Source organism: uncultured Bradyrhizobium sp. (genome assembly GCF_964252615.1).
GTDB lineage: Bacteria > Pseudomonadota > Alphaproteobacteria > Rhizobiales > Xanthobacteraceae > Bradyrhizobium.
In genome coordinates this window covers 1-11,796 of the sequence record NZ_CAXUNQ010000082.1, presented here as the reverse complement: position 1 = coordinate 11,796, position 11,796 = coordinate 1, and the positions used below count along the sequence as shown (strand labels likewise).

15 protein-coding genes are annotated in these 11,796 nt (G+C 63.2%); 6 read left to right on the top strand and 9 right to left on the bottom strand.

The genetic code is table 11. From position 1 onward, the window contains the following. Window positions 1–268 precede the first annotated feature (268 nt). The 3 genes from ACFE72_RS23525 to ACFE72_RS23515 all read right to left on the bottom strand — a co-directional run bounded on the left by ACFE72_RS23525 (window position 269) and on the right by ACFE72_RS23515 (window position 2,954). Complete coding sequence (locus ACFE72_RS23525; RefSeq protein ID WP_375415538.1) at window positions 269–1,213, bottom strand: JmjC domain-containing protein; 945 nt, start codon at window positions 1,211–1,213, stop codon at window positions 269–271. After that, the gene (locus ACFE72_RS23520; RefSeq protein WP_375415537.1) at window positions 1,210–2,424 is read right to left on the bottom strand and encodes a GNAT family N-acetyltransferase; all 1,215 of its coding nucleotides are present in this window, start codon (window positions 2,422–2,424) and stop codon (window positions 1,210–1,212) included. The genes ACFE72_RS23525 and ACFE72_RS23520 overlap by 4 nt, the downstream gene beginning before the upstream one ends. Window positions 2,425–2,549: 125 nt before the next feature. Then, entirely contained in the window at window positions 2,550–2,954 is a 405-nt protein-coding gene (locus ACFE72_RS23515) for a hypothetical protein (protein WP_375415536.1), read from the bottom strand. A 176-nt stretch (window positions 2,955–3,130) separates the two neighbouring features. Here ACFE72_RS23515 and ACFE72_RS23510 point away from each other — a divergent pair, with 176 nt between their 5' ends. Both ACFE72_RS23510 and ACFE72_RS23505 read left to right on the top strand, forming a co-directional pair. After that, the gene (locus ACFE72_RS23510) at window positions 3,131–3,358 is read left to right on the top strand and encodes a hypothetical protein (RefSeq protein ID WP_375415535.1); all 228 of its coding nucleotides are present in this window, start codon (window positions 3,131–3,133) and stop codon (window positions 3,356–3,358) included. A 29-nt stretch (window positions 3,359–3,387) separates the two neighbouring features. Beyond that, window positions 3,388–5,409, top strand: coding sequence for a pyrroloquinoline quinone-dependent dehydrogenase (locus tag ACFE72_RS23505; protein ID WP_375415534.1), 2,022 nt, complete (start codon window positions 3,388–3,390; stop codon window positions 5,407–5,409). A gap of 16 nt (window positions 5,410–5,425) precedes the next feature. Here ACFE72_RS23505 and ACFE72_RS23500 read toward each other — a convergent pair whose 3' ends face one another. Together ACFE72_RS23500 and ACFE72_RS23495 are read right to left on the bottom strand one after the other, a co-directional pair. After that, on the bottom strand, window positions 5,426–5,677 hold the full coding sequence (locus tag ACFE72_RS23500; protein ID WP_375415533.1) for a PilZ domain-containing protein: 252 nt from the start codon (window positions 5,675–5,677) through the stop codon (window positions 5,426–5,428). A 150-nt stretch (window positions 5,678–5,827) separates the two neighbouring features. After that, window positions 5,828–6,292 carry a PaaI family thioesterase gene (locus ACFE72_RS23495; protein ID WP_375415532.1) on the bottom strand — a complete coding sequence of 155 codons (465 nt, stop codon included), beginning with the start codon at window positions 6,290–6,292 and terminating at the stop codon, window positions 5,828–5,830. Between the two features lie 346 nt (window positions 6,293–6,638). Between ACFE72_RS23495 and ACFE72_RS23490 the strand changes: the two genes are divergently transcribed. Beyond that, a complete protein-coding gene (locus tag ACFE72_RS23490; RefSeq protein ID WP_375415531.1) occupies window positions 6,639–6,917 on the top strand; it encodes a hypothetical protein in 279 nt (92 codons plus the stop codon). 465 nt (window positions 6,918–7,382) lie between these two features. Here ACFE72_RS23490 and ACFE72_RS23485 read toward each other — a convergent pair whose 3' ends face one another. Then, entirely contained in the window at window positions 7,383–7,706 is a 324-nt protein-coding gene (locus tag ACFE72_RS23485) for a hypothetical protein (protein WP_375415530.1), read from the bottom strand. A gap of 340 nt (window positions 7,707–8,046) precedes the next feature. Between ACFE72_RS23485 and ACFE72_RS23480 the strand changes: the two genes are divergently transcribed. Both ACFE72_RS23480 and ACFE72_RS23475 read left to right on the top strand, forming a co-directional pair. Then, a complete protein-coding gene (locus ACFE72_RS23480) occupies window positions 8,047–8,190 on the top strand; it encodes a hypothetical protein (protein ID WP_375415529.1) in 144 nt (47 codons plus the stop codon). A gap of 26 nt (window positions 8,191–8,216) precedes the next feature. After that, window positions 8,217–8,477, top strand: a complete 261-nt coding sequence (locus ACFE72_RS23475) for a DUF3551 domain-containing protein (RefSeq protein ID WP_375415528.1) — start codon at window positions 8,217–8,219, stop codon at window positions 8,475–8,477. Between the two features lie 71 nt (window positions 8,478–8,548). On the opposite strand, the gene ACFE72_RS23470 is transcribed toward ACFE72_RS23475, so the two are convergent. From ACFE72_RS23470 to ACFE72_RS23460, 3 genes are all read right to left on the bottom strand, one after another. Further along, complete coding sequence (locus tag ACFE72_RS23470; protein ID WP_375415527.1) at window positions 8,549–8,968, bottom strand: hypothetical protein; 420 nt, start codon at window positions 8,966–8,968, stop codon at window positions 8,549–8,551. A gap of 569 nt (window positions 8,969–9,537) precedes the next feature. Further along, window positions 9,538–9,675 carry a hypothetical protein gene (locus ACFE72_RS23465; protein ID WP_375415526.1) on the bottom strand — a complete coding sequence of 46 codons (138 nt, stop codon included), beginning with the start codon at window positions 9,673–9,675 and terminating at the stop codon, window positions 9,538–9,540. A gap of 49 nt (window positions 9,676–9,724) precedes the next feature. Continuing rightward, the gene (locus ACFE72_RS23460) at window positions 9,725–9,913 is read right to left on the bottom strand and encodes a hypothetical protein (RefSeq protein ID WP_375415525.1); all 189 of its coding nucleotides are present in this window, start codon (window positions 9,911–9,913) and stop codon (window positions 9,725–9,727) included. Between the two features lie 444 nt (window positions 9,914–10,357). On the opposite strand from ACFE72_RS23460, the gene recA reads away from it, so the two are divergent. Further along, window positions 10,358–11,443, top strand: a complete 1,086-nt coding sequence (recA, locus tag ACFE72_RS23455; RefSeq protein WP_375415524.1) for a recombinase RecA — start codon at window positions 10,358–10,360, stop codon at window positions 11,441–11,443. Window positions 11,444–11,796: the final 353 nt, after the last annotated feature.

The following is an 11,796-nucleotide window of genomic DNA, read 5'->3' as shown; positions in this document are numbered from 1 at the left end:
ACACGGTCAGCATAAGCGAGCTTGGAGAGGTGGGGATAGGTATACATTCACAAGTGCGTGAACGCCGTTTGAGCTTCACAGGGCGGATTAGCGACTCGATTGTAACACCTCAACCAGCACCGCATTAAACCCTCTCTCGTCATGCGCGGGCTTGACCCGCGCATCGATCCATCTTCGAAAAGAGTCTGTTTCGAAGCGGATGGATTGCCGGGTCAAGCCCGGCAATGACGGCCGGACGCGGCGCAGCGTACGTCCCGGAAGGAACAGCTCACGCGCCTTTCAGATAATAATTCGCTCGTTTGCCGAGCGCGATGCGGCGGAGCAGACGTCGCGCCGCAAGCGAGCCGCGCAGCGGCTTGATCGCGGTGGTCACGCTCCGGTAGAACGCCAGCTTGATCGCGTCACGGGCCGGCTGCACACCGGGCGGCGGCTGCGGCAGACCGATGCCGCGCAGCATCGAATTGAAGAAATGCAGGTCGTTGAGACGGCGGACTTCGCGCGTCTTCCAGGTGATCGCCAGCGAGATCGAGTATGAACCCGCCGTGCGCACCCAGTGCGGCCATTGGTAAGGCACGTAGCAGCCGTCTCCCGCGAACAGATGGAATTCCGTGCCGCGCGGGGCAAAATTCTCGTCGTATCTCAGGTTGCGGTGTTTGGTCATCGAGCGCTCGATCTCGTCGTCGGCGACGATGGCGCGGTCGTTGTTGTCGAAAATGGTGAAAAACTTCTCGCCCTGGACCTGGACGAAGAAATTATCCTCGCTGTCGAGATGGAACGGGGTTGTCGAATTCGGCGACGACACGAACATAAAACCCTCGACCTGCTCGAAGCCGGCGTCACCCAAGCTGTTAAAGCCGCGCGCACGGGCGACCGACAGCAACGCCTCTTCCAGCAATTTGCGATACTCCGGCGACTTCTCCACGCGCTTGAGCACCATCCAGGCGCCGGCGGTTTCGATCCGCTTCACCACCTCGACCGGATCGAGATCGACCGACGCAATCGCATCCGGATCCTGGCTGATTGCGGCCTGGCCGGAATTATATTCGATCAAATCGCGCGGCAATTCCGAGGCCAGCTGGGCGATGCGGGGCAGCGTCAGCAGCGGATGTCCCGCCAGCTTGTGACGGATGGCGAAGGGTTTGAGCGGAAAGTCGCGGCGCAGCGCGGCGTTATCGGCCGATATGAGCGGCGCTATTCCGGTGACGGCGTTCATTTGCGTTTCCCACGGAGTCTGCGGATGAGATGAACCGCGTGGCGCGCAGGCTCGCGGACGTGTTTTCTTATACTCATGGCGGCGTGGATCAGCGCCACCACGGGGTCGTTGCGTCGAAGCGGGATCAGCATGTCGCCAATCGCAAGCCGGCCGCGCCAGATCGGATTGATCATCGGATGGTCCGCGGCCGCCATCGAGTCGGCCATCGTGATCGCCGCATCGGCGCAAAGATGCCGGGTGATGTCGACGGTCAATTGCATGCCAGGTGAGAATTTGGCAAAACGCTCGTCGATGCCGAGCTTGAAGTAGAACGCGCGGTCCCGATGCCGCAGCAGAACAGCGGCCGCGACGGGCGTATCGCCCGCACGCAACGTTACGATCTCGCACTGTCCGTGCTCGGCCAGCCGCACGGCCGCGCGGCGGATAAACGCGGCGTCGCCGCCGTCTTGCGCCAGCGCCGTGCCGCGCCTGGCTTTCCAGCCGCTGGCTTCCAATCCGAGGAATGTCTCGAGTGCGCCCGCGACAGCGTCGGGTGCCCGCGCCACGTCGAAACCGACGTCGCCGTGCCCGGCCAGCCGGTGGCGCTGACGGCGCAGTTCCTTCAGCTTCTTCGAGCCCAGGGCGTCGCGCAGCAGCTCGTCGGCATCCTGCGTCGCGTCGAGGCAGGCGCGCGCATGCGATTGCAGCAGACGCAGACGCAGGTTGCATCGCGCCAGCACGGCTGCGAAGCTTTTCATGACGGCGCCGTCGAGCGTGACGTTGCGCAGGATCAGTGCATGCGCGCCGGCCTCGCGGGCCTGCCGCATCAGTCGCGTGGCTGCTTCGTCGGGGATTTCGCGATCGAGCAGCGGCGTGCACAGCGTCCCGTAGGGATCGGCGCTTACCAGCGCGGGCAGGGGGATTCCAGTTGCACGCCGCAGCGAGATCGCCGGCATCAAGCCGATCAGGGTCGCGCCGGGCTCGGCGTCGCTCCATGCGCACAGCGCGGATACGCCGGTGCGGCCGCGTGCGGTGGCGTTGATCGCCAAGGCCCAGTCCGGCAGATAATAACCGTTCGGCTCGATGGCGCGATCGGCAAGCATGCGCCACCGGTCGAAGGCCACGGCGCCGAGCATCATCGGTCGATCCGGCGACACCTTCGCCCGCCGTTTCGGCGCCGCTTCGGCTATCGATGCATGCCGGACGGTTGCTGGATTTGCGAGTTCGACCACGTCCCGTTTCCCCTGCATTCGTGCAAATGCAGGTGCAACGCTATTGGAAAATGTTGGAAATAGCGTTGGTTTGCGTGGGTAATTCGAGCGGTATTCTTAACACGACGTTCACCATGGGACGCCGCCTAGATCCCCTCATACGTCTCCGAGGCGCAATTATCATCGGCTCCGACGCGGCGGCGATCGAGGATGACGCCGCCGCTGATGGTGGCGAGATAGGTTTGCGTGCCCAGCGACCGGCCGACGACGGATGTAACTTCGGCTTTGACGCAGGCGGTCCAGCCGGGCCCGTTAGGTTCGCGGCGCGGCGGCGACACCCGGACATGGCGCGGATGCGACGCCGCGGTGAATACCGAATCCAGTTTGTCGCGAACCAGCCGCTTGACGTCAGGTTGCGGGTCGAGTTGCCGCGGCTCGCTCTCTTTTGCCAGCATTACTTTGGGAAATGCGGCATGGCTGTCGACCGAGCCGCAGCCTGCCAAAGCTGTTGCGCCCGCCATCGCCGCCGCTGCAAGTACCACCCGCCACATCCCGCCGTTTTATCCCGTGCCGGTTAAAATTACCCGCCTTTGTGTCGAAAGCCGGGGGCCCTGCCGATCAACAATCGCTGAAATCGGCCCCGGAATAGGTTATCGTGCCGCTCGGGCCGCAGGCTTGCCATCATTCGATTGCGACATCAGCCGGCGACGGAACCGAGGAAACGGCGATGAAAGCCTTCACGACTGCGATGGCGCTGGCCTTGCTGACGGTGCCTGCCTCTGCCCAGGTCAACCAGAAGCGGCATCAGGGCGACGCGAAAAAGAGCGAAGAGAAGCGTCCGGCGGTCGACGAAAAGGCTTACAAGGCCGCACTCGAACGAATACCCGAGCCGAAGGAAAAATACGATCCGTGGGGGGTGGCGCGGCCCACGGACGCCGCAAAGAAATCGAAATAGCGGCCAGGCGTGTTGCGGTCATAAAGGGCATGCGAAGACTGTCTGGCCTGTTCGCTCTCCTTGTCTTCGCCGCGGCGCCGGCGCTGGCGTGGGAGCATTGGGGCGGAGACCGCGGCGGGACGCGGTTTTCCCCGCTTGCCGCGATCACACCGGCCAATGTCGGCAGCCTGGTCAGGGCATGGCAATTCCGTACCGGCGACATCGACCTTCGCGTCCCGCAGGTCATGGCGCGCACCAAATTCCAGGCGACGCCATTGTTCGTCGAGGACAGCGTCATTCTGTGTTCGCCATTCAATGAGGTCATCGCGCTCGATCCGGCCACCGGTGCGCAGAAATGGCGGTTCGATCCCAAGATCAGCACCGACGCGCGCATGGCCAACCGCTACAATTGCCGCGGCGTCGCATACTGGCTGGACGACCAGGCGGCGGGGAATGCGGCGTGCCGCTCGCGCATCATCACGAATACCAACGATGCGCGGGTGATCGCGCTGGATGCGAAAACCGGGATGCCCTGCGCCGATTTCGGCAGCGGCGGCGAGATCAGGATCGACATCGGCGAACCGCGCGGCGTGCCCGGTGAATTTCAGATCACGTCGGCGCCGGTTATCGGCCGTGGCGTGATCGTGGTGGGGTCATCGATCGGGGACAATCGCAGCGTCGAAGCGCCGCTTGGAACGGTGCGTGCGTTCGATGCGCGCAGCGGACGTTCGCGCTGGAACTGGGATCCGCTTGTCCACAATGGTATCGCGGCCGGCCACGCCAATGTGTGGGCCCCGATGTCGGTCGATGACGACCTCGGACTGGTATTCCTGCCGACATCCTCGCCGAGCCCGGACTTCTGGGGCGGCAAGCGGCCGGGAAACAACGAGCACGCCGACTCGGTCGTGGCGCTGCGCGCCGAAACCGGCCAGTTGGTGTGGTCGTTCCAGACCGTGCATCACGATGTTTGGGACTATGACCTGCCGGCACAGCCGACGCTGGCGCGTATCGATACCGAATCGGGGATGCGGGACGTCGTCATCCAGCTGACCAAACAGGGCTTTGTGTTCGTGCTGGATCGGGCGACCGGCCAGCCGGTCTGGCCGGTCGAGGAACGCCCGGTGCCGCAACGCGGTGCCGAGGGCGAACAGCTTTCGCCGACGCAGCCGTTTCCCACCCATGTGCCGGTCCTGGTACCGCAAACGTTCTCGCCCGACGACGTGTTCAACCCCTTTCCATTGTTGCGCGGCTCCGCCTGCGAGAAGCTGCTGCGGTCGGCGCGCAACGACGGGCTTTACACACCGCCGTCGATACAGGGCTCGATCATCTATCCGATGACCGGCGGCGGCGTGAACTGGGGCGGTGCCGCGTTCGATCCGGTCAACCAGGTCCTCTATGCCAACACCTCGCGGGCGGTGAACATCGTCAAGCTGATCCCACAGGCCGCCGCCGTCGATTTCAAGGCGCCGCCAGGGCAGGATTTCGGACCGCAACGCGGCGCGCCGTTCGCCATGACGCGCGCGGTGGCGACGTCGCCGCTGGGAATTCTTTGCAACCCGCCGCCATGGGGCGCGCTGGTCGCGGTTGACCTCAAGGCGGGAAAAATTCTCTGGCAATCCGCGGTCGGCACCGCCGAAGACCGCGCGCCGCTTGGTATCGCGTTCAAATGGGGTACGCCGCTGGTCAACGGCGTGCTGATCACCGCGGGCGGCCTGGTCTTTACTGGCGCGCTGGATGCTTACCTGCGCGCGTTCGACGCCAGATCCGGCGCCGAGCTCTGGCAGGGCAGGCTGCCGGTCCCTGCCGTCGCCAATCCCATGACTTATACGTGGAATGGCGAGCAATATGTGGTCATCGCCGCCGGCGGCCATTCGGAGTCCGGGGCCACGATCGGCGACAGCGTCGTGGCGTTCCGGCTGGCGCGGCCCGGCGAGGCGCCGTCGCTATGGTCGCGCACCATTGACCGGCCTGGCGGCCGGTTCTGGGGCGAGGCGATCGCGACGGCGTTGGGTGCGTCGTTGCTGATCGCAGCGTGGCGTTGGCGCCGGCGCACAAGGCCAGCGACAAACTGAGGCGCAAGCGGGCGCGTCAATCGAAAGCCACGCCGATCCGTCTGTCGCTGCGCCACACCGGGCGGCAACGGCGGATAAACTGATCGGCTTCGATCACCAGCATGAAGGACGGCGGCAAGCCGATGGGACTTGCAACGTCGATCGCGGCGCCGGTCGCTGACAGGTTGCGCACGGTGCATTCGACGCCGCTGCCGCCAAATGCGATGGTTGCGCCCTTCAGGACCTTATAGCGGGGCGCCGATCTCTTTTCGGTCGGGGTGTCGATCATCTTCGTGATCTCTTGGTTGTGTTCCCGCGCCAAGCCTATCAAGCCGAGATTGCGGATCGCTAAATCCAACCAGTTCCATCGAACCGTACAAATTCAGGATCGGTTTACTTCTGATCCCGAACAGATGGCCCGGGCGGCCCGCGTCGACGCTCACAGCATCGCAAAGGCGCTGGCGACCATCGCCACCGGCCTGTTGTCGGCGGCGCTGAACAGCGTGACCCGGCCAAAACTCATGGTACGGCCGAGCCGGACCACGCGCGCCTCCGCCAGCACGTCCGATGAGCTAACCGCTTTCAGGAAATGCGTGGTTTGATCGACCGTGGTCATCGGACGAAACCCGCGGTTGGCCGCGAGGATCGCGATCACCATCGCGGTGTCGGCCAGCGCCATCAGCGCTTGGCCGCAGACGATGCCGCCGGCCCGGCACAGCCGGTCGGAAAACGCCATCCTCAACGTGGCGCCGGGCTGCCAGTCCGAAGCTGCATCCGGCGGCGGGGAAATTTCCAGTTTCTCGATGGAAAGCCCGAGATCCTGCACCCACGGTGCGAACACGTCGCCGAGCACGCGTTTGGCCTCGTCGAGATTGAATTCCGCCGGCTTTTGTTCGGATGACATGAATGCTGGTCCCCCGTTGCAGATGAATCGCGGGTCATTGTAATGCGCATTCCCGCCGCAGGGCACTGGGACCGGCCCACGGCGGGCCCGGTCTGGCTTGAAAATGCCGCGATCGGACGCTTAAGATACCGGCTTGCACGGGGGTAGGGCGGCGCATGTTCAGGCGTTTGGCAATTGTGTTCGGCGTGATTGCCTTGGGCCTGCTTCTCAATGGCTGCACCAAGTGCGGCCCGATCTGGGACGACTGGCTGCAATCGCCCAAATCCTGCAGGTCGGATCGTCTCTAGGTGCCGGCTTGGCGCCTCGGCAATCGCAGTGATATGTTGCGCAACTCAGGAGCATCCGCATGAAGGTTTTCCGCGCCGCAACGCTGGCCGTGCTGCTCGGACTGTCCGGGCCGGTTTATGCCCAGTCGCCCAACATCAACCTGATGCCCGAATTCAAGAGCAAGACGCCGGAGGAGAAAGAGGCCGACGCGCTCAAAGAAAAGGCGTATCGGGAATCGTTGCGGAAAATACCCGATGCCAAGACCTCTTCCGATCCGTGGGGCACCGTGCGCGGCACCGACGCACCCAAGCCTGGGGCGGGCAAGCCGAAGACCAAGACCGGCAGCGCCGTGAACTAGCATGAAGATGTCATCTCGAGGAGGCGCAATCGCTCCCGGCGCACAGCGCCGCCAGGCGGAATATGATCGCCGGCGGCGCTGCGTATAGATACTGGGCCCTCAAATCCCCAGTAAAGGTATGTCTGCGCGAACCTGAAAAAGGTTCAACCGCTCAACAAGCCTGGAACTATTTCAGCTCGAGCGACTTGTCCGTGTTGATAGACTCCCCCAGACTTTAACGGCCTCGGCTCCGCTGAGGCCGTTTCCTTGCGCGGCATCGGTTGCAGCCGGGCATGGCTCCGACGCCGGGGCTGCGACCAATAACAGGCTTTAATAGTTAATTTCAAAGCGCCTCGGCCGCTCGCGCCGGCAGCGCGATGCGTTTAACGGATCGATGGCCAGTTGCTGCGCGACGCGGGCGGTGGGGCGCCGCGGGGCAAAGCCGAAAAGCGCGAGGCAACCAGCATTGGCGGCCGTCGTGGATCGCTATCGCTTTTCCATTCCCGCAACTTGCATGCCGCTGTAGGGACCGACATGAACGCCGGTCTGCAGGCATTGCGCCTTGGCCGCCAGGCACAGCCGGGCTCCGTCGCCCCTCCTGACCGCAACGCGCATGCAGGACGCCGCATAGGCGCTGCAGGAGCGCGGAATTGCGAGCCGCGCCAGCGCGACTTTGGCGCGATAGGAGCGCCCGCCGTCGGAGGACTGGCAGCAATTGCCGTTCATTTTGGTGGCCGACGCCGGCGTGACGTCGGACCATAACGCGATACTGGATATTGCGAGCGATATGACGACGGCCATCGTCCTCATGGCAGATCCCCCCGTTAGGATGCTGCTTCGACAATATGCCGCAACACCAGTTCAGGCAACGGCCATCCGGCGCACGCCGGCGGACAATTTCGCCGCGGTCCCTTGAAGATAATCCCACACGCAGGCCAAGGGCCACGGCCAGTACGAACTGGTGCGGCAATCCCGCGTTCGCCCGGCGGCTTCACTTTTTGCGGAGCCCCAGTATGGGCGCTGCTGCCGTGATATGGTCAGCGCCGGGCAAGAACCGGCACGACATCGCGTCGAGCGTCGAACCCGTTGGCGCATGTCCCGCTCGTTGTCCCGGCAAGCCGCGGTGAACGCGCGAAACGGCGGTGAGACGATGATTTCAATCGTTAAGATCACGCTATTGGCAGGGCTGGGAATGCTGACGGCCGGCGTCTATCCGGACCGCCTGCGGGGCGGAATCATCGCTGTTGCGATCTGTATCGCAGCCGCCTTCGTCCTGCATCTGGTGGCACCGTGAAAATTTCCGGGGCAGCTGCGATGCGCATGCCGGCTTTGACGATGGTGACGATCTCCGCGGTTTTGACGGCGACGCCGGCGCTCGCCCAGACCTATGATCCGAAATACCCGGTCTGCCTGCAGGTCTACCAGGGCTTTACCGACTATTACTTCGAATGCGCCTATACCTCGCTCGCACAGTGCAACATGTCGGCGTCCGGCCGTGCCGCCTCGTGCGTGATCAACCCGTATTATGCCGGCGCAAAAACAACGCCGCGGCGGGCCCGGAAGCCACGCCCGGTCTATTGAGGCGCTGCGGGACGACGCGCAGGCAGTTTCCTGGCCACGTCGCGGCTGCCTTTACGTCCTTGCGCCAACGATCAATTATAGGAGCACAGGGACGCAGCGGTCAGTCCCCACCATCCCGTATTGCTTATGCCGACCTCGATCAGGCAGGGCTGGCGGTTTTTGGTGGACAATATTCCATAAGATGTTCCGGTGTTGGAGATATACCGCATCGGTTGGGCATCCGACGGATCGGGCGGAATGCTGCTGAGAAAACCGCCGTCCACAAGGGCTGGTTTCAGGTCGGTGATGCGATTGTTCGGAAACAGCGGGTAAGCTCCCGTGGCGCTGCGGTATTTTTCCAGCGCCGCCATCAGCATCCTGGCGGTGCCGGCGCGGGTTTGATCCGGGGACGGCGGCCCGGTTCCGAACATCAGCAGACCCGCGCTGACACACAGCGCAGCGCCGCTTATCAGCGTCAACGCCTTGATGATCTTCAACCATATCGCCTCCATCGGCGCTCCTGATCAGAACCAGGTGGAGACTACATGCTTTCGGCGGGACCAGCTATCGCTCGCGGCCGGCCGAGGAACGGCCCCTGCATGATCGCCCCCGGCAGTCAGCTTCTATATCGGGACAGCCGACCGGCGATGATATCGGCGATCACCGCGGCGCCGCGAAAACCCATGGATTCATGCCTTGACCGGCCGGCCGTCGGGCTGGAGTGAAATACCCTCGGGCAATCCCCGGCATCATACCAGGCTCGCGGTTGTAGTTTCCGCCACGCCAGGAACGGCGCGAGGCCGACTGAGGCGGCCTTAATGCATCGCCGCTTTTTGCTGCTGTAATTCCCTGATCAGGCCCGCGATACGTTGCATGGTGAGGGAATCGAGACCCAGGTTTGCGAACCGACGGTATCGCACGATCTCGGCATCGAGATGCTGGCAGCGTGCAGCACTCTCCGTCATCGATGGATGCCGTTACAGGGCGATGATGCGTCCACTGTACCGGATGTGTCCGCTCCCGACAGTTTTATTTTCGTCGCGATCGGGCCGGGATGACGAGGCCGTCAACTGAAGCGGCCTTATCGAAGCTGTTCTTCGAGATCGCGGACCAGCTTGTCCAGGCGCTCTTTGGTGAGGGGATCGACGGGCAGCGCAGCCATCCGGCGCGCTTGCTCCAACTGCCGTTCGAGCTCTTTGCGGTCGCTGCTGTCGGCCATGACGACATTCCCCCGCTTATATGACAGGGCACCGTCGGAATTGTTCATTTCAAAACTGCATTTTTGGCTTGTGATTGAACGTTGCGATCTTACGGTCGCGCCGCCACAGCTCGACGTCATGGCCGTCAACAAGCTGCTTGGCCCGCTCGGAGGCCGCTTCATCGTCGGCGCATTCAAGCGCAACCGAATTGAAGAAATGGCCATCGGATCCGATGAGGTAGACACGATATTCCGGCACTGTGACGCTCCGTGTAGAGGCGGGAGCGTGCAGAACTCTCGGTCACCGATAGTTACCATTTGATCGGGCGATGATGGACTGGGCCATATACCCCGCAACCGCGAAAGCCACTCAATTCCGCACAGCAAAACAGGCGTCCACTGGCTACGGAAACCGCGGCGCAGGTCCTGCGTATGGCCCGTTGGTCGGAGGAGCGAATTGCAAGCGTAGACGGCGGCCATCCTGGCGTGCCACCGAAGCCAATCCAGCCTACGCGCGAACGATGATTACCGATGACGAGGTACTGCGCGGGTAGAATGAGGACGATGGGGCGCGAATATGAAGACCCAAATATTTTCGAGAACATATTGCGAACTGAGAACAAAAAGGGTACATTGGTTCATCAGGCCCGACTCACACCCCGCCGTTTGTCCCTGCTGCGAATTCCCGTCATAAGGAGCACCCATGCCCTCTGCCCTGCGTATCGTCGAAGGATCCTCCATGGACAAGACCAAGGCGCTGTCCGCCGCGCTGTCCCAGATCGAACGGCAGTTCGGCAAGGGCTCGGTGATGAAGCTCGGCAAGAACGACCGCTCGATGGACATCGAGACCATCTCGTCGGGCAGCCTCGGGCTCGACATCGCGCTCGGCGTCGGCGGGCTGCCGCGCGGGCGGGTGGTTGAGATCTACGGCCCCGAATCCTCCGGCAAGACCACGCTGGCGCTGCACACGGTGGCCGAGGGCCAGAAGAAGGGCGGCATCTGCGCCTTCATCGACGCCGAGCACGCGCTCGATCCGGTCTATGCGCGCAAGCTCGGCGTCAACATCGACGAGCTTTTGATCTCGCAGCCGGACACCGGCGAGCAGGCGCTGGAAATCTGCGACACCCTGGTGCGGTCCGGCGCGGTCGACGTGCTGGTCGTCGATTCGGTGGCGGCGCTGGTGCCGCGCGCCGAGCTGGAAGGCGAGATGGGCGACGCGCTGCCGGGCCTGCAGGCGCGTTTGATGAGCCAGGCGCTGCGCAAGCTCACCGCCTCGATCAACAAGTCCAACACCATGGTGATCTTCATCAACCAGATCCGGATGAAGATCGGGGTGATGTACGGTTCGCCGGAAACCACCACCGGCGGCAACGCGCTGAAATTCTACGCCTCGGTCCGCCTCGACATCCGCCGCATCGGCGCGATCAAGGAGCGCGACGAGGTGGTCGGCAACCAGACCCGCGTCAAGGTGGTGAAGAACAAGCTGGCGCCGCCGTTCAAGCAGGTCGAGTTCGACATCATGTATGGCGAGGGCGTCTCCAAGATGGGTGAGATCCTCGATCTCGGCGTCAAGGCCGGCATCGTGGAAAAATCCGGCGCCTGGTTCTCCTATGACAGCCAGCGTCTCGGCCAGGGCCGTGAAAATTCGAAGGCGTTCCTGAAGGCCAATCCCGACATGACCGCGAAGATCGAGGCGGCGATCCGGCAAAACTCCGGTTTGATCGCCGAGCAGATTCTCGCAGGCTCCCCGGAGCGCGACGCTGACGGCGACGAGCCGGCGGAGGATTGAGTTCGGGCGCGGGCACGCATCACCTCGCGCCTCGGATGCGGAGCGGTGCGTGAGCGCTGCTCCGCAGACATCTCGGCCGTCATTGCCGGGCTTGACCCGGCAATCCGTCCCCTTCGAAACGACTCTTCCTGAAGATGGATGGATACGCGGGTCAAGCCCGCATATGACGAGATGTGTGAATCTCGTAGGACGAGCCCGGTCATGACAAGATGCACGTTGCCCTGACTTCCGTCTTCGCCTGAGCGGCAGGATCACTCCGTCATGCCCGGCCTTGTGCCACGGCTGTCCGGTTCATTGGAAGTATAGTCCAAGTTTCAGCTGATTTGGATTTATCGGGATTGGCTGCGGGGGTT